Here is a 15,751-nt window from a genome sequence, read left to right as displayed (position 1 = left end):
GGCGGGGTGGCCGGCCCGCCCCGCGGCTCAGGGGCGGGGTGGCCGGCCTGCCCCGCCGCTCAAGGGCGGGGCACGTTCCGCAGGTTGGCGCGGGCCAGGTCGAGCATTTTGCCGACGCCGCCGTCGAGCACCGTCCGGCCCGCGGCGAAGGCGAATCCCCGGACCTGGGCGGCAGAGATGTGCGGCGGGATCGACAGGGCGTTGGGGTCGGTCACCAGGTCGACCAGGAACGGTCCGTCGTGGGCGAGCGCCCGCTTGAGCGCCTCGGCGACATCCCCGGGGCGCTCGACGCGGATCGACTCGATGCCCGCGCTGCGGGCTATCGCCGCGTAGTCCACCGGCTCGTGGTCGGTCTCGTACTCGGGCAGTCCCTCGACCAACATCTCCAACTTCACCATGCCGAGGGAGGAGTTGTTGAAGACGATCGTCTTCACCGGCAGATCGTGCAGCTTCACCGTGAGCAACTCGCCCATCAGCATGCCCAGTCCACCGTCGCCCGACATCGAGATCACCTGGCGGCCGGGGTACGCGAACTGCGCGCCGATGGCGTGCGGCAGCGCGTTGGCCATCGTGCCGTGCAGGAACGAACCGATCACCCGGCGCCGTCCGTTGGGGGTCAGATAACGCGCCGCCCACACATTGGACATGCCGGTGTCCACGGTGAACACCGCGTCGTCGGCCGCGAGTTCGTCCAGGACGGCGGCCGCGTACTCGGGGTGGATCGGGGTGTGCCGCTCGACGTCGTGGGTGTAGGCGGAGACGACCTTCTCCAGCGACTTGGCGTGCTTGTGCAGCATCCGGTCCAGGTAGGCACGGTCCCGTTTCGCCTCGATCAGCGGCAGCACGGCCCTGAGCGTCTCCCGGACGTCTCCGTGGACCCCCAGTTCCAGCACGGTGCGACGGCCGAGCCGGCCCGCGTCGTGGTCGACCTGCACGGTACGCGCCTGCGGCAGGAAGTCGTTGTACGGGAAATCGGTACCGAGCAGGACGATCAGGTCGGCCTCGTGCATCGCGTCGAAGCAGGCGCCGTACCCGAGGAGGCCGCTCATGCCGACGTCGTACGGGTTGTCGAACTGGATCCACTCCTTGCCCCGCAGGGTGTGCCCGACCGGGGCGGCGGCCTTCTCGGCGAGCGCCATGACCTCGGCGTGCGCGTCCCGCACCCCCGCACCGCAGAACAGCATCACCTTGCGTGCCGCGTCCAGCTTCTCGGCCAGCGCCCGGATCTGCCCGTCGGGCGCGACGACGCGGCCGCGTTCGGTGACCAGGTCGCTGCTTCCCGTCGGGTGGCTCGCCTCGGCGTGCGCGACGTCGCCCGGCACCACCAGGACCGACACGGCACTGTTGCCGAGTGCCCGCTGCATGGCGATCCGCAGGATGCGGGGCATCTGCTCGGGGGTGCTGATCATCTCGCAGTAGTCGCTGCACTCGACGAACAGCCGTTCCGGGTGCGTCTCCTGGAAGAAGCCGGTACCGATCTGCTGGGACGGTATGTGCGAGGCGAGTGCCAGCACGGGCGCGCCGGAGCGGTGCGCGTCGTACAGCCCCTGGATCAGATGGGTGTTTCCGGGGCCACAGCTTCCGGCACACACCGCGAGCCTGCCGGTCAGCTGTGCCTCCGCCGCCGCGGCGAAGGCCGCGGCCTCCTCGTTGCGTACATGCACCCACTCGATGCCGTCGGTACGACGCACCGCGTCGACCACCGAGTTCAGGCTGTCCCCCACCACACCGTAGATCCGCTGCACGCCCGCCTGACGCAGAATGTCCACCATCTGCTGGGCCACCGTCAGATTCCGCATCGCCGCACCACTCCCCTCGAACCGCACACCTGTCCCGCCCTCCGCGCGTTCACACCCGAGCGCGCCGGAGGGGCAGCGCCGCACCACTTCCGCCCGGCGCTCGGCTCCTCAGTCACTAGTCACTGACCCTGCTGCGGGACTGGTACAGCAGGTCCTGGTACTCGGGGTGCCGGTTGATCCAGCCCGCGAAGAAGGGGCAGGTGGCCAGCACCCGCAGGTTCGCGGCGCGTGCCTCGTCAAGGGCGGTGCGGGCCAGCGCGGACCCGACTCCCACGCCCTCGTACGCCACTTCGACCTCGGTGTGCACGAACGCGATGAGCTCCGTCGTACGGATGTACTGGGCGACGCCCGCCACCTTGGTCTCTCCGTCGACGCGGGCCTCGTAACGCTTCGCCTCGGGCACGTCTGTGACTTCGACCGTCATGTGTCCTCCTCGGGGGCCCGGTCCCGCTCGGCTCGGCGAGATCCCGTCGGCCGGAACATCAACTTAGCCCCATCAAGTTGATGCATCAACCTACCCGCCGCGACCTCACCCAGGGCTATCGCGCCGCCACCCTGCACGGATGAGGTGTCGACAATCTCGCTAGACTCCCTTCATGGACGCACCGCCGCGCTGGCTCAACCCGGAAGAGAAGGACGCCTGGGACAGCTTCATCCGGATGCACGAGAAGCTCATCGGACGGCTGTCCCGCCGCATCCAGTCCGACTCCGGGTTGTCCGCCGCCGACTACGTCGTGCTGGTGAGCCTCACCGAGAGGGGCGACGGGCGGATGCGCTTCCTGGATCTGGCCAAACTCGTGGAGTGGGAGAAGAGCCGGATGTCCCACCAGGTCACCCGGATGGCCAAGCGCGGGCTCGTGTCCAGGGAGGAGTGCCCCGACGACGGACGCGGAGCGTTCATCGTCGCCACCCCGGCCGGTTACCGGGCGATCGAAGAGGCCGCCCCGCAACACGTCGAGCACGTCCGCCGCCTGTTCATCGACGCCCTGACCCCGAGCCAGCTCAGCACGCTCGGCCGGCTCAGCGAGCGCGTCCTGGACCACATGGAGCGACAGCCGGACTGACCCGGCGACCGGGCCGGCGGCCGGGACAGTGGCCGGGATGGCGGCCGTCCCGGCGACCGGGAGGGCACAGGTCGCGCCGATACGACCGCTACCGCCGATACCGCCGAAAGCAGCGCTGACGTGCAGCGGCGCACCCCTGCACCCAAATGGTTGACACGACAACCACATGGGTGCCATGTTTGCGCCTCGATGGGATCGGCGGCGGTGGTGTGGGTGACCACCACACCCCGACACGACGGAAGCGTTGGACGAAGTGGACACGATGGACGTCTCTCAGATCGAGTTCGGTATCGACAGTTTCGGAGACCGGCCCCGTAACGACCGGGGCGTGATCGCTTCGCACGCGGAGGCGATCCGCGCCACGGTGACCGAAGCGGTCCTCGCCGACCAAGTCGGTGTCGACGTGGTCGCGTTGGGCGAGCACCACCGGCCCGAGTACGCGATCTCCACCCCCGAGACGGTGCTGGCGGGTATCGCGACGGCCACGAAGCGCATCCGGCTCGCCTCGGGTGTGACGGTGCTGTCCTCGGACGACCCGGTGCGCGTGTTCCAGCGGTTCGCCACGGTCGACGCGCTCTCCGACGGCCGCGCCGAAGTGATCCTCGGACGCGGTTCCTTCACCGAGTCGTTCCCTCTCTTCGGGTACGACCTGAAGGACTACGAGGTGCTGTTCGAGGAGAAGATCGACCTGTTCCACCGACTCCTGGACGAGGGGCCGGTCACCTGGGAGGGCAGCACGCGCGCCGCCCTGCACGAGGCGGACGTGTTCCCGAAGACCGATTCGGGACGCCTCAACACCTGGGTGGGGGTCGGCGGGACACCGCAGTCCGTGATCCGCACCGCGCGGTACGGCTTCGGACTCATGCTCGCCATCATCAGCGGCGCACCCGACCGGTTCGCGCCCTACGTGGATCTGTACCGGCGTGCCAGTGACGAGTTCGGCACGACCGCACGGCCGGTCGGCATGCACTCTCCCGGCTTCGTCGCCGCCACCGACGAGGAGGCCAAGGAGCTCTTCCACCCCGGCTACAAGGTCATCCGTGACCGGATCGGGGCGCAGCGCGGCTGGCCACCACTGCGCCGGGAGGAGTTCGACGCCGAGGTGGACCGCGGATCCCTGTACGTCGGCTCGGTCGAGACGGTCGCGACCAAGATCGCCCATGCGGTACGGGTCCTGAACGCGGGCCGGTTCGACATGATCTACTCCGCCGCCGGCGCCGTTTCCGCCTCCGCGCGGCTGCGTTCGGTAGAGCTGTACGGCACCCAGGTCATCCCCCGGGTCCGCGAGCTGCTGGCCGAGCAGCCGACGGTGCCGGGAACGGGCACGGGCACAGCTACGGGCACGGCTACGGCCACTACCGTGGCCGCGGCCACGTCGGGAACGGCACGATGACGGGCACGACGACCGGCACGATGTCCGACGCCGTCACCACCGTCGGGATCCTGGGAGCCGGGAAGGTCGGCACCGTCCTGGCGCGTCTGGCGGTCGCCGGCAGCCACCGCGTCCTGATCTCCGGGTCCGGTGACCCCTCCAAGATCGCGCTCACCGCCCAGATCCTCACTCCCGGGGCGACCGCGGTGTGGCCGGCCCAGGCGGCGGACGCCGCGGACGTGGTGATCCTGGCGCTCCCGCTCGGCAAACACCGCAGCCTGCCCGTTCCGCAACTGGAGGGGAAGCTGGTCATCGACGCGATGAACCACTGGTGGGAGGTCGATGGTCCCCGCTCCGGGATCCTGGCGCCCGACATCTCGTCGAGCGAAGCCGTCCAGCGATTCCTGCCGGGCGCGCGGGTCGTGAAAGCCCTCAACCACATGGGCTACCACGACCTGGAGGCCGAGGCTCGTCCAGCCGGCAGCCTCGGGCGCAAGGCCATCGCGATCGCCGGCGACTCCCCCGAGGATCTCGCCGTCGTCTCCGCGCTCATCGACGCTCTCGGATTCGACCCACTCACCATCGGCGACCTGGCGGCGGGCATACGGCTCGAACCCGGAACCCCCGCCTTCGGAGCCGATGTCGACGCCGACCGGCTCCGCGCCCTGACCGCCGCCGTTGATCCGCCGAGGCTTGTCGGATGACGCAGGAAACGGCTCAGGAACTGACTCAGGAACTGACCGGCACCTCAGGTGCCTCTGCCTCCCTGACGGTCGAGCTCGATCCCGCCGCTCCGATCAGCTCCTACAACATCAGACGTGCCGACAGGACGCCCGTCGGCACGGCGGACTTCGTCGTCGTGTCCGGAGTACGCGAAGAGCGCTTGTTTTTCCATACCGACGTGTGCCAGGAGTTCGGTGGAAGTGCTCTGGTGGAGCTTCTGGTGAGCAAGGCACTCGCCGACAGCATTCGCGAGGGTGCCACCGTCGTGCCGTTGTGTCCGATGTTCGCCGGCCATCTTCGGGTGCACGGTGACGCGTTCACCGCGCGTGGTGGCGTGTTCCGCGAGCCGACACCCGACGACATAGGGGTGATCACGCGCGCCACACTCGGCGAGGCGTGAGGCCGTCCCCCGTCCGTGCGTCTGTGCGTTCCGGTCCGGGTGGAGAACGAGCCACGACCTGTCCGTCGCCCTGCTGGGCAGGCCGGCGGACAGGTCGTGGTCATGGTCGGTATCGGCGTCGGTGCCGGTGTCGGCTCAGCCGGTGTGCGGGCAGTTGCCGCGGAACTCCTCGATGGTGGTGCTCGCCGCGGGCAGCGGGCACAGGAACTGTTCGTAGCGGGTGTCGTTGTCGATGAACCGCTTCAGCCAGGACAGGCTGTACTTCGCGACCGTGGTGTTCGACGAGGTCGGGGCGGAGTGCGAGGCGTTGTTCAGCTCCAGGTAAGCGCGGTCCAGAGTGGACGGCAGGCTGGTGTAGAAGGGCTCGGCGTGCGAGGAGACCGGGGCGACCGTGTCACCGTCCGCTCCGACGACCAGGGTGGGCGTCCGGACCTCCGGCCAGGTCTTGTCCGTGTTCCACGGCGTCAGCGGCACCGCGGCCTGCAACGACGGCCGGTCCTTGGACGCTTCGAGTGATCCGCCGCCACCCATGGAGTGCCCCATGACACCGAGCCGGGTGCTGTCGATCCGGGTACGGACGCTGCTGCTCTGCGTCAAATAGTCCAGCGCCGCGAGCAGTTGGTCGCCGCGGGCGGCCGGCTGGTCGAGGGTGCTGAGGGTGTCGATGGTGATCACGACGAAGCCCTGGGAGGCCAGCCGGGGGCCCAGCCACGACACCGCCGACTGCGATGCGGTGAACCCGGGCGAGATGGCCACCGCTCCGAACGTGCCATCGCTGGTGCTGGTCGGGTAGTAGACGGTGCCGCCGCCGAACCCGCTGACGCTGCCTCGGGACACGGTCGTCTGCGAGACGGCGTACGAGCCCCGGGCGGCCTCGATGCTGGCGTTGGTCGGCGCCGGGCCGCGTTCGTACGGGTTGGCCGCGGCGTTCGCGGCGTCCGCGACACCGGTGAGGGGGGACGTGGCCAGACCGGTGAGGGCGGCGGCCGTGGCCAGCAGCGTCACGAGCCGGACGCGTGCCTTGCGGCGGCGCGGTCCGCTCTCCGCCCGCGCGGAGGACCCGCCAACCTTGGAGGAGGCGGATCTGGGGGTGGGTGTGGGGGGTGTTTGCACGATCGGTCCTTTCACCAGGTTCCGTGGGGACACGGGAGCGGTGGCTCCGGGTACGTCCCTGCTCATGGCCGGTCGGGCGGGCGCGCGGCTGGTCGAGCCCCGGCTCGCCCGTCCGTTTCCGACGCGAGTCGAAGGACGTGGCGTCACATCACGGAAGCAACGAGGTTGTCTCGGATGGCGTATCGGCGTGCACGGTCCTGCGTGCGAAATGAACCCGAAGGGACGACCCGCGGCCGGGCCGTGGGGGTCCGTGCCGCTTGAAGCAGCAACACCATAGGGCGGCTGCGGCTCCACGCCATCGGTGATATCGCCGGTGTCGTCGACGGCACCGGCGAAACGGGAGGCGCTGGAAGTCGGCCCCTCTCAGTGGCGCGGCGGGGCGGAGGGAACCTCGTACCGCTCGAGTGACTGTGCGAACGGCTCGCCGCTGCGCCGGGCGTACGTCATCCGCTCGCGGACCTCGCTCAGCGTGCGGGGGCGGTAACCGGGCCCGCCGCAGCAGCTCTTGTGGAAACGGACACCCGCGTGCAGCAGCACGGACAGCGTCCGCCAGGCCGCGGTGTCCCGCCGCCGGGGCGCGGCAAAGGCGGAACCCACGTGGATCAACGCCCGCGCGCACCGCGGACAGACCCGCTGCCTGTCCCTGCCGTAGGGCTGCTTGTACGCGGCCCTGCAGGGGAGGCAGACGTACGAGGTCTTCGCGTGGGCCATGCCGATGAGAGTAGGCGCACTCTCAGCAGGTCGGGTTCAGTTCACCCGGTGCATCCGGCCGAACCGCACCTCCGCCCAGACCGTCTTCGTGTACGCGTCGTGGACCGTGTGTCCCCAACGGTCGGCGTAGGCCTGCACGAGAAGCAGTCCGCGGCCCGAGGTCTCGTCCGCGGGCTGTGGTGTGACGGCCGGCGGCAGCCGTTCGGGGCGGGTGTCCGTCACCTCGATGCGGAGGTGGCCGGGCAGGAGGTGCAACGCCAGGCGGAAGTCCCGGCCGGGGAGGCTGCCGTGGCGCACGGCGTTCGACGCCAGTTCGGCCGTCACGAGGGCGACGGCCCTGGCCGGGTCGGAGTCGTACGGGAAGCCCGTCCACTCGGTGAACTGCTGGACGGTGAGCCGGCGAGCGAGGCGGGCGCCGCGTTGTGTGCCGCTGAGGCACAGGGCCAGTCGGCGGACGGAGGTGTGCGGCGGCTTCGCCCCGCCGATGAGCTGATCTTGGGTCACGGTTCCCAGCGTGGGGCGGTGAGCGGCCTCCTGACCAGGGATGACGGCCGTACTTCGCCATGCTCGTAAGGTGCGTCCCTTGCTTGTACGGGAGTTGTACGGGTCCGGCGCGTGTCCCCGTTTCCACGGTCCGCGTTGAGCATCGACCGGAGGTGCGGAACGGGATGGGAAGGGCGTGCGCTGTGAGGACGGTACGGGACGGCGGGGACACGCGGACGGCGCGCACGGCGAAGCCGAAGGAGGACGGGCCTGACCTGCCCGGGGCGTGGTCTGCGTACGGCGTGCTGCTCCGGCATCTGCGCAAGCGGGCCGGCTTGAACCAGCAGCAACTCGGGGACGCGATCGGCTACTCACTGGAGCAGGTGGCGTCGGTCGAACAGGGGCGGCGCCCGGCAAAGGTCGCGTTCACCGCGGCGGCGGACCGGGCGTTGGAGGCGGGCGGGGTTCTGGAGGTGTTGCAGGAGGAGGTCGACCGGGCGAAGCTGCCGAGGTTCTTCAGGAACTTCGCGCTCTTCGAGGCTGAGGCGGTGAGCCGGTCCGACTATGAACCACTGCTGGTTCCGGGACTGTTGCAGACGGAGGAGTATGCGCGTGCCCTCTTCGCCGGGCATTGCCCCCCGCTCAGCGATGAGGTCATCGACCAGCACACAGAAGCGCGGCTGGGTCGACAGAAGCTGCTGACGCGGGTGCCGCTCGCGGAGCTTTCCTTCATCATCGGCGAAGAGGCCCTGCGGAACCCGGTGGCCAACAGGGAGGTCATGCGCGGACAATGGCGGTACCTACTTGAGGTGCGTATGGCGCGGAACGTGGAAGTCCAGGTCATGCCTGCCGAGTACGGGTTCCACCCAGGCCTGAACGGGCCGTTCGTGGTGTTGGAGACCAGAGAGCACCAGCATCTCGGCTACATCGAGTCCCAGGAAGTCGGGTGCGTCGCGCACGACCCCGCTGTGGTCAGTGCCTTCGGATTGCGGTATGGCAAGCTGCGGTCGCAGGCTCTGAGCGGCGTCGAGTCTGCGCGGCTCATCGAACGGCTGGTTGGAGAGGCATGAGCGTGGAGCAGGCATCCGAGAACGTGGACGGGCTGCGCTGGTTCAAGAGCAGCTACAGCGGCTCGGGGGGCGGCAACTGCGTGGAGGTGGCCGCCAAGTCGGACGCCGTCTTCGTACGGGACTCGAAAGTCGTGGGCGACGGGCCTGTGTTGCGGGTCCGCCGGGGCCAGTGGGGGGCGTTCATAGCGTTTGCGGTTGGTTAGGGTGGCGCGGGTGGCCTTAGATACCGGTATCCGCCCAGCGCCCGCCGTGCTGCCCCCCTCACTGCGTTCCTGGCTCGTGGTGATCGCCGTGTTCGGGGCGGTCGTCGTTGCCGTGCTCGGGGTGTTGTACTCCGGGCACAGTGAACCCGGGTCGGTGGACCGGTGGTTCGTCGAGCCGACGGATGACAGTGTGGGGGCGCCTTGGCGGAACGTCGCGCTCGCCGTCGACTTTCTCGGTGAGCCCGTCGGAGCGGCCGCGCTGGTCCTGGTCGCTGTGGCGGGCTGTCTGCTGCGGCGGCGAACTCGCGCTGCTGTGTTCGTCGTTGTCGGGGTCGGTGCCACCGTCGTGACCACGACGGTCCTCAAGTCCCTGGTGGTGCGCACCATCCACGGGCCCGGCAATCTCTCCTACCCGAGTGGGCACACCGCCTTCCTCACCGCGTTCGTGCTCATCGTGGCGCTGTTCGCGGTCGGCCGGTTCGGGCTCGGCCGGGCGGTCGGCACGCTGGTCGTCCTGTCCGCGGGCCTGGTGGCCGGCGCCGCCATGGGCTGGGCGCAGGTCGCTCTGGGCGCGCACTACCCGACCGACGTCCTCGGTGGCTGGTGCACCGCGCTGGCGGTGGTACCCGCGACCGCGTGGCTCATCGACCGCACGGCCGAGCGGCGCGGCGGGCCGAGGGCCGACGCCGCTCAGGCGTGAGCCTCGTCGGCGTCATGTGGTGACGACGGCCGTGACGAGGCCCGCCAGCGCGATCGTCTGGAGCAGGGCTCGGGTCCAGATCACGCTGTCCCAGCGTTGCTGGAGCTGCCTCGTGTCCGGTGGGACGGTGTGGTCCGCCGCGGCCGCCCGCAGCCTTTTGTTTATCGGTGCGCTGATGCGTAGGTAGATGGCCAGCCAGAGCAGGAGCGCCAGCAGGGCGACCGCTCCGCCGGTGCGCGCCGGGGTGCCGTCAACCGTGGCGATCAGCAGAGCCGTGGCGACGATGGACAGGACACCCGGCACCGGCAGTCGGCGGTCTCCGTACTCGTGCACCCTGCCGAGCAGGTCGGCCACGGAGGCGTCGGCCGCGTCGGCGGCGGCCGGACGCAGGACCAGTGCGCAGAACACATCCGTGCCGTAGATGATCGCCGCGCTGAAGACGGCGACGACCGCGGCTGTGTCAGCGAGGGTGTTCATGGTGTCTGGGGTGTCCTTTGCGTGGGCTCGGGCGACGGTCCGGGGGTGTGCGCCGCAGGCAGGGCGCGGGTGAGGCAGTCGGTCAGCGCGTCCTCCAGCAGGGCGTGCAGCCCGTCGGCGTCCACGCCCACGCGACCGACGACCAGCAGTGCGATCAGTCCATGGGCCGTCGCCCACAGCCGCAGCACGTGGCGCTCGGGCTCGCTGTCCCCCGCCGCGGCGAGAAGGCCGGTCAGGACGTCGCCGACGGCCTGACCCTCGTCCCATGCGTCGGTGGCCGGCACCCGTACTCCGCCCAGGCCGTACATGAGCTGATACACATCCGGCTCGGCCAGGGCGAAGTCCAGGTAGGCGTGGGACGCCCTCCGTACAGCCTCGACGGCCGTGTCCGCCTGCCCCTCCGCGGCCGTCGTCATGGCCTCCCGGAGCCGGGCGAACCCCTCCCTCACCAGTGCGAGCAGGATGTCGTCGCGGCCGGTGAAGTACCGGTAGGCGAAGTTCGCGGAGTACTCGATCTCATCGGCGAGGCGGCGCATGGTCACCGCGTCCCAGCCGTCGCGGCGGGCCACGTCACGGGCCGCGGAGAGGATCGACTCCCGCGCCTCGGCCCGTTCCCGCTCCCTGCGCAGCCGCGCCGGGGTCGGCGGCTTGGCCGACTCCGTCGACTCGGGCCCCTTCTGGTCGTCGTGTGTCACCGGCTCGCGTCCTCGCCGGTCAGCTGCGCGAAGAACGCCTGCTCGTCCAGCTGGTCCCAGTGCTCCACGGCCATCCCGTCGACGACCCGCCAGATGTCGATCGAGTGCATCACCACCGGGCGGCCCGTGGGCGGCAGCCCCATGAACGGGCCCTGGAACGTGGCGCGGTAGGTGAACCGGCCCGCGACCCGGTCGCCGTCGACCAGTACGTCGTCGAGGGTCACCTCCGTGTCGGGGAACGCCGCGAACCACTGCGTCCAGAACGCCCGGTTCGCCTCGCGGCCGTCGTCGACGTGCGCGTTGTGGTTGACGTAGTCCTCGGCGACGAACCCGTCGACCGCGTCGGGGTCGTGCCCGTTCATCAGGTTCGCGAACGCGTGCGCGACCGTCTCCGCGGTGCCGCGCTCCGTACCGTCCTCAGTGGTGCTTGTGCTCATGGTCATGCCTCACTTTCGACTTTGGTTACGCTGTAACCATCGTGTACAGCGTAACCAAAGTCAAGCGAGGCGGTGTCCTATCTGATGACCGATACCCGGCGCCCCCCTCACGCCCGTCGGCGGAACACCGGCTTCACCGGCCGTCCGGTCAGCCAGGGCGTGGGGTCCCCCGCGTCCAGCGCCTTGCGGTACACGGCGCACGCCTGGGCCACCACGTCGACGGTGTGGTCGATGTCGGCCTCGCTGAGCGCGCTGCTCACCACGAACGACGGGGCGAGCACCCCGCCCGCCAGGAGCCGGTGCAGGAAGAGGGTGCGGTACTCCTGCGACGGCTGGCCCTTCTCGTCGAGGGTCGCGAACACCAGGTTGCTGGCCCGGCCCCGTACGACGACGTGGTCGCCCACGCCCATGCCGGCCGCCGCCTCGCGGACACCGGAGGCCAGCCGTTCGCCGAGGGCGTGCAGTCGGGCGGTGATGCCCTCCTCCGCGTAGGTGGTGAGCACGGCCGTCGCGGCGGCCAGGGAGTGCGTCTCCGCGCCGTGCGTGGTGGACAGCAGGAAGACCCGGTCGCCGGAGTGGCGCAGTCCGCCGCGCTCCATCAGCTCGCGGCGTCCGGCCAGCGCGGAGACCGCGAACCCGTTGCCCAGCGCCTTGCCGAACGTGGAGAGGTCGGGGGTGACTCCGTACAGGCCCTGGGCGCCCGCCTCGGACCAGCGCAGGCCTGTGATCATCTCGTCGAAGATCAGGACGCAGCCGTGCCGGTCGGCCAGTTCGCGCAGGCCCGCGAGGTAGCCGGGCGGCGGTTCGGTGTGGGTGGCGGGTTCGAGGATCAGGCAGGCGATGTCGCCCTCGTACCGGGTGAGCAACTCCTCCGTGGCGGCCAGGTCTCCGTACGGGAACGTCACCGTGAGGCCGGTGGTCGTCGCCGGGATGCCGGCCGGCATGGGTGTGGTGCCGATGAACCAGTCGTCGGTGGAAAAGAAGGGGTGGTCGCCGCAGATCGCCACCCGCGGGCGTCCGGTGACCGCGCGGGCGAGGCGTACCGCGGCGGTGGTGGCGTCGGAGCCGTTCTTCGCGAACTTCACCATCTCGGCGGTCGGCACGGTGGCCAGGAAGCGTTCCGCCGCCTCGATCTCGATGACGGAGGGACGGACGAAGTTGCTTCCGCGGTCCAGTTCGCGCCGTACCGCCTCGATCACCCGCGGGTGGGCGTGCCCGAGGCTGACCGACCGCAGGCCGGAGCCGTACTCGATGTAGCGGTTGCCGTCCACGTCCCAGACGTGGGCGCCGCGGCCGTGGTCGATGACCGGCGCCAGGTGTTCGGGGTACTGGTCGTCGCCCTTGGCGTACGTGTGCGCGCCCCCGGGGATCAGGGCGTGCAGCCGCTCGTTGGCCAGCCGCGACCGGGGCAGGGTGAAACCCTCGCCCCCTTCGGTGTCTTCGGTGTTCACGCCGGTTTCAGGCCTCTCTCTGCTTCAGGACCTCGGCGAGGCTCGGCGCCTCCCGGTCCCGCTGGGACATCGATGTGGCGGGCAGCGGCCACGGGACGGCCAGTTCCGGGTCGTCGAAGGCGATCGTCACGTCCTCGGCCGGATCGTGCGCCCGGTCGATGCGGTACGAGGTGTCGGCGGTCTCGGTCAGTGCCTGGAAGCCGTGCGCGCAGCCCGCCGGGATGTACAGGGTCGTCTGGGTCTCGTCGGACAGCTCGAAGGAGGCCACGTTGCGGTACGTCGGTGAGTCCGGCCGCAGGTCCACGACGACGTCGAAGATCTTCCCGTACGAGCACCGCACGAGCTTGGCCTCGCCGGCTCCGGAGCGCAGGTGCAGGCCGCGCAGCACGCCCCGGGCCGAGCGGGACAGGCTGTCCTGGATGAAGGCGTTCGGGTCGAGGCCCACCGAGCGGACCACGTCGGCGTCGAAGGTGCGGCAGAAGAAGCCGCGTTCGTCGGCGTACGGCGTCGGCTCGAACAGGAACGCGCCGACGATCGCCGGGACTTCGGTCGCTCGCATGGCCGCCTGCCTGGTCGCTGGCTTGGCTGCTTGCTCGGTCGCTTGCTCGGTCGCTTTCATGAGGCCTTCCGCAGGGCACGGGCTCGGGCTCGGGCTTGGTGGGCGGCCGGGAACAGGGCTGAGGTCAACGCGGTGAACTGGTCGTCGAGTTGCCGGGCGGCGGCCACGTTCCGTTCGGCGAGGGTCCGGCGCACCTCCGCCGATCGCTCCTCCAACTCCCGGAACGTCTTGAGCAGTTCGTCGGCGTCGACCTCGCGGGCCGGGTGGCAGTACGCGTCGAGACCCATCCGGGCCATGAGCGCGTCGCTCTTCGCCGCGTAGCTGAGGGCGAGGGTCGGCGTGCCGACCTTCAGCGCGCAGATCAGGTTGTGGTAGCGGGTCGCCACCACGGTGTCGGCTGCCGCCATCTCCTTCATCAGGTCGGCGAGCGAGGCCGGTTCGGCGGCGGTGACCAGTGGTGAGTCGACCGCGTCGAGGATCGCCGCGACCACCGTCGCGTCGCACTCGTCGCCGGTGAGGAGCCGGACGGTCCTGCCGTCCTCGACCAGCGCGCGGACGAACCGGGTGGTCCCGTCGAGGTAGCGGCGGTGGATCTCCTCGGCGCGGGCGCGGTCGTCGTTGCCGCCGTGGAAGTCCATGACGCCGACGCAGACCGGCCGCGGTGAACCCGCCGGCCCGCTCACGCCCGGTGTCGGCAGGGCGAACGCGAGGTCCGGGTGCACCGCGTCGCGCGTGGTGTCCACGCCCATCGCCCGCAGCGCGTCGCGGGACAGCTCGTCCCGGTACGACCGGTGGGCGGCCAGCCGCGCCGACCAGCGCACCAGGGCCCGGGTGGGCCGGTCGGTGATCGGGGCGGCGCCGACGCCGACGAGCGCGACGCGGGTGCCGAACAGCCGGCCGCTCGCGCACAGCAGGAACAGCGAGTACGGGAAGCCCCACGGGCGCAGCGGCAGCGTGGCCTCCAGGACGCCCATGCCGGGCACGATCACCACGTCGTGCCGGCGCACCCAGGCGGCGGTGCGGAAGACGTCGACGAGTTTGCCGAGGCCCTTTCCCGCGATCGCGCCCAGGCGTGACGCGGTCCGGTACTCGCCGCGGTACCAGTGCAGCCGGGTCGCGGGGATCCGGTAGCGGGCCGTGACGACATCGGGGCCGCCGCACAGCGCGTCCACGGCCGCGTCCGGGTGCTGGGTGTCGAGGTATCCGAGTACGGCTTCCAGCGATCCGTCGTTGCCGAGGTTGCCGGAACCGAGCAGGCCGAACACCCCGACCCGCGGCGGAGTCTCACCCCCGGACGCCCCGGCCCTGTCCTCAGGGTTCATGTCTGCCTGCCCTCACGGCCCGCGACGACGGCGTCCACGGAGACGGCGTACCGGGCCGGGTCGACCGGGGCGCGGTCCTCGACGCGCTCGCCCGCGCCCGGCCGGGCCCGGCTGGTCATCCACGAGGCGAGGTGGCGGTAGCAGGCGCGCCGGTCGGCCGGGGAGAGCGGCGCCCGCCGGATGGCTGAGGCGAAGCCCCAGACGTACTCGGCGAGCAGCCGGGGCGTCGGGTGCAGGAGGCCCGCCCGGCGCGGGTCCAGGTTGACGCAGCGGGAGCGCTTGGAGGGGTTCGCGCGCTCGGCGCGGGTGGGGTGGTCGCGGCGGAAGTACAGCAGTTCCGGCACCTGGTGGAAGGGCCCGTGCAGGGTGATCTCGGCGACGAAGGTGCGGTCCGCGTGGTGGTAGCTGTCGTGCGGCTTCACCCGGCGCAGCATGTCGGCCCGCATCACGCCGTAGAAGTCGTCGCCGCCGGGCTCGAAGAGCAGGCTGCGGAAGCGTTCCGGCGCGTGCGGCGAGTCGGTGGCCAGCCCGTACTCGTAGGGGACCTTGACCTTGCTGTCGCCGTCGATGACCGCCTGGCCGCTGTGCGCGAGGACCACGTCCGGCCGCTCGTCCAGCGCCTCGACGCAGGCCCGCAGCAGGTCGCGGGCGTACAGGTCGTCGTGCGAGGCCCACTTGAACAGTTCGCCGCGGCACTCGGTGAACACGTAGTTGTGGTTCGGCGCGGCGCCGATGTTGCGGGGCAGCCGGATGTACCGGATGCGTGAGTCGAGGGCGGCGTAGCGGCGGCAGATGTCCTCGGTCCCGTCGGCCGAGGCGTTGTCGGAGATGACCAGCTCGAAGTCCTCGTACGTCTGGCCGAGCAGGGCGTCGAGCGACTCGGCGAGGTACTCCTCGCCGTTGTAGACGGGCAGGCCGATGCTCAGCCTGGGGTGGGCGGTCATGAAGTCCTCACTTCGGGGATGGGGTCGTGGTCGCGCTCGCGCAGGGCGGACCGCAGTTGGAGCCACCAGACGGCCGAGGCGCAGACGGTCGCGGCGGCGACGCCCCAGGCCGAGCCGACCGTGCCGGCCAGGGCGGCTCCGCCGAGGCCGCCGCCGACGTAGCAGACGGAGGCGAAGAGCTGGCAGCGCAGGCTGCGGCGGGCGGCGGCGAGCGCGCGCAGCACGCGG

Annotated in this window: 19 protein-coding genes and 1 pseudogene; 7 read left to right on the top strand and 13 right to left on the bottom strand. The window is 70.7% G+C overall.

Annotated features, from left to right (window positions below; genetic code table 11):
- Positions 1 to 59: 59 nt before the first annotated feature.
- Positions 60 to 1,799: a pyruvate dehydrogenase gene (locus tag IE278_RS41055; protein WP_189780125.1), complete on the bottom strand. Its 1,740-nt coding sequence runs from the start codon at positions 1,797 to 1,799 to the stop codon at positions 60 to 62.
- Positions 1,800 to 1,914: 115 nt separating this feature from the next.
- Positions 1,915 to 2,223, bottom strand: a complete 309-nt coding sequence (locus tag IE278_RS41050) for a GNAT family N-acetyltransferase (protein ID WP_189780124.1) — start codon at positions 2,221 to 2,223, stop codon at positions 1,915 to 1,917.
- 172 nt (positions 2,224 to 2,395) lie between these two features.
- Here IE278_RS41050 and IE278_RS41045 point away from each other — a divergent pair, with 172 nt between their 5' ends.
- From IE278_RS41045 to IE278_RS41030, 4 genes are all read left to right on the top strand, one after another.
- Positions 2,396 to 2,863 carry a MarR family winged helix-turn-helix transcriptional regulator gene (locus IE278_RS41045; RefSeq protein WP_189780123.1) on the top strand — a complete coding sequence of 156 codons (468 nt, stop codon included), beginning with the start codon at positions 2,396 to 2,398 and terminating at the stop codon, positions 2,861 to 2,863.
- A 262-nt stretch (positions 2,864 to 3,125) separates the two neighbouring features.
- Positions 3,126 to 4,256, top strand: a complete 1,131-nt coding sequence (locus IE278_RS41040; protein ID WP_189780122.1) for an LLM class flavin-dependent oxidoreductase — start codon at positions 3,126 to 3,128, stop codon at positions 4,254 to 4,256.
- Positions 4,253 to 4,939, top strand: a complete 687-nt coding sequence (locus IE278_RS41035) for an NADPH-dependent F420 reductase (protein WP_246571762.1) — start codon at positions 4,253 to 4,255, stop codon at positions 4,937 to 4,939. The genes IE278_RS41040 and IE278_RS41035 overlap by 4 nt, the downstream gene beginning before the upstream one ends.
- The gene (locus tag IE278_RS41030; RefSeq protein WP_213089790.1) at positions 4,936 to 5,358 is read left to right on the top strand and encodes an N-acetyltransferase; all 423 of its coding nucleotides are present in this window, start codon (positions 4,936 to 4,938) and stop codon (positions 5,356 to 5,358) included. The genes IE278_RS41035 and IE278_RS41030 overlap by 4 nt, the downstream gene beginning before the upstream one ends.
- Before the next feature lie 135 nt (positions 5,359 to 5,493).
- Here the strand turns inward: IE278_RS41030 and bdeA are convergent, their stop codons facing one another.
- The 3 genes from bdeA to IE278_RS41015 all read right to left on the bottom strand — a co-directional run bounded on the left by bdeA (position 5,494) and on the right by IE278_RS41015 (position 7,686).
- A complete protein-coding gene (gene bdeA, locus IE278_RS41025) occupies positions 5,494 to 6,471 on the bottom strand; it encodes a bis(hydroxyethyl) terephthalate hydrolase (RefSeq protein WP_435861407.1) in 978 nt (325 codons plus the stop codon).
- Between the two features lie 363 nt (positions 6,472 to 6,834).
- Entirely contained in the window at positions 6,835 to 7,182 is a 348-nt protein-coding gene (locus tag IE278_RS41020) for a deoxyxylulose-5-phosphate synthase (protein WP_189780121.1), read from the bottom strand.
- A gap of 36 nt (positions 7,183 to 7,218) precedes the next feature.
- Positions 7,219 to 7,686: an ATP-binding protein gene (locus IE278_RS41015; protein WP_246571757.1), complete on the bottom strand. Its 468-nt coding sequence runs from the start codon at positions 7,684 to 7,686 to the stop codon at positions 7,219 to 7,221.
- Between the two features lie 164 nt (positions 7,687 to 7,850).
- Here IE278_RS41015 and IE278_RS41010 point away from each other — a divergent pair, with 164 nt between their 5' ends.
- Genes IE278_RS41010 through IE278_RS41000 form a run of 3 tightly spaced genes read left to right on the top strand, consistent with a single transcriptional unit; the run spans position 7,851 to position 9,638 of the window.
- Entirely contained in the window at positions 7,851 to 8,735 is an 885-nt protein-coding gene (locus tag IE278_RS41010) for a helix-turn-helix domain-containing protein (protein WP_189780126.1), read from the top strand.
- Positions 8,732 to 8,938, top strand: a complete 207-nt coding sequence (locus IE278_RS41005) for a DUF397 domain-containing protein (RefSeq protein WP_189780120.1) — start codon at positions 8,732 to 8,734, stop codon at positions 8,936 to 8,938. The genes IE278_RS41010 and IE278_RS41005 overlap by 4 nt, the downstream gene beginning before the upstream one ends.
- A gap of 10 nt (positions 8,939 to 8,948) precedes the next feature.
- Complete coding sequence (locus IE278_RS41000; RefSeq protein WP_189780119.1) at positions 8,949 to 9,638, top strand: phosphatase PAP2 family protein; 690 nt, start codon at positions 8,949 to 8,951, stop codon at positions 9,636 to 9,638.
- Positions 9,639 to 9,650: 12 nt separating this feature from the next.
- Here IE278_RS41000 and IE278_RS40995 read toward each other — a convergent pair whose 3' ends face one another.
- The 8 genes and pseudogenes from IE278_RS40995 to IE278_RS40960 form a co-directional block, all read right to left on the bottom strand.
- On the bottom strand, positions 9,651 to 10,115 hold the full coding sequence (locus tag IE278_RS40995) for a DUF1772 domain-containing protein (protein WP_189780118.1): 465 nt from the start codon (positions 10,113 to 10,115) through the stop codon (positions 9,651 to 9,653).
- The gene (locus IE278_RS40990; protein ID WP_189780117.1) at positions 10,112 to 10,810 is read right to left on the bottom strand and encodes a TetR/AcrR family transcriptional regulator; all 699 of its coding nucleotides are present in this window, start codon (positions 10,808 to 10,810) and stop codon (positions 10,112 to 10,114) included. Before IE278_RS40990 ends, IE278_RS40995 begins: the two co-directional genes overlap by 4 nt.
- A complete protein-coding gene (locus IE278_RS40985; RefSeq protein WP_189780116.1) occupies positions 10,807 to 11,247 on the bottom strand; it encodes an ester cyclase in 441 nt (146 codons plus the stop codon). The genes IE278_RS40990 and IE278_RS40985 overlap by 4 nt, the downstream gene beginning before the upstream one ends.
- A 107-nt stretch (positions 11,248 to 11,354) precedes the next feature.
- Positions 11,355 to 12,698: a glutamate-1-semialdehyde 2,1-aminomutase gene (locus tag IE278_RS40980; protein ID WP_189780115.1), complete on the bottom strand. Its 1,344-nt coding sequence runs from the start codon at positions 12,696 to 12,698 to the stop codon at positions 11,355 to 11,357.
- Between the two features lie 7 nt (positions 12,699 to 12,705).
- On the bottom strand, positions 12,706 to 13,257 hold the full coding sequence (gene rfbC / locus IE278_RS40975) for a dTDP-4-dehydrorhamnose 3,5-epimerase (RefSeq protein WP_189780114.1): 552 nt from the start codon (positions 13,255 to 13,257) through the stop codon (positions 12,706 to 12,708).
- 56 nt (positions 13,258 to 13,313) lie between these two features.
- A complete protein-coding gene (locus IE278_RS40970) occupies positions 13,314 to 14,579 on the bottom strand; it encodes a polysaccharide pyruvyl transferase family protein (RefSeq protein ID WP_189780113.1) in 1,266 nt (421 codons plus the stop codon).
- Entirely contained in the window at positions 14,576 to 15,523 is a 948-nt protein-coding gene (locus IE278_RS40965) for a glycosyltransferase family 2 protein (protein ID WP_189780112.1), read from the bottom strand. Before IE278_RS40965 ends, IE278_RS40970 begins: the two co-directional genes overlap by 4 nt.
- Positions 15,520 to 15,751 (bottom strand): annotated as a pseudogene (locus IE278_RS40960) (hypothetical protein); the annotation flags it as partial. The gene IE278_RS40965 and the pseudogene IE278_RS40960, both read right to left, overlap by 4 nt.

Origin of the sequence: Streptomyces tauricus, from assembly GCF_014650955.1 — a bacterium.
GTDB lineage: Bacteria > Actinomycetota > Actinomycetes > Streptomycetales > Streptomycetaceae > Streptomyces > Streptomyces tauricus.
This window is presented reverse-complemented; position numbering and strand designations above follow the sequence as displayed.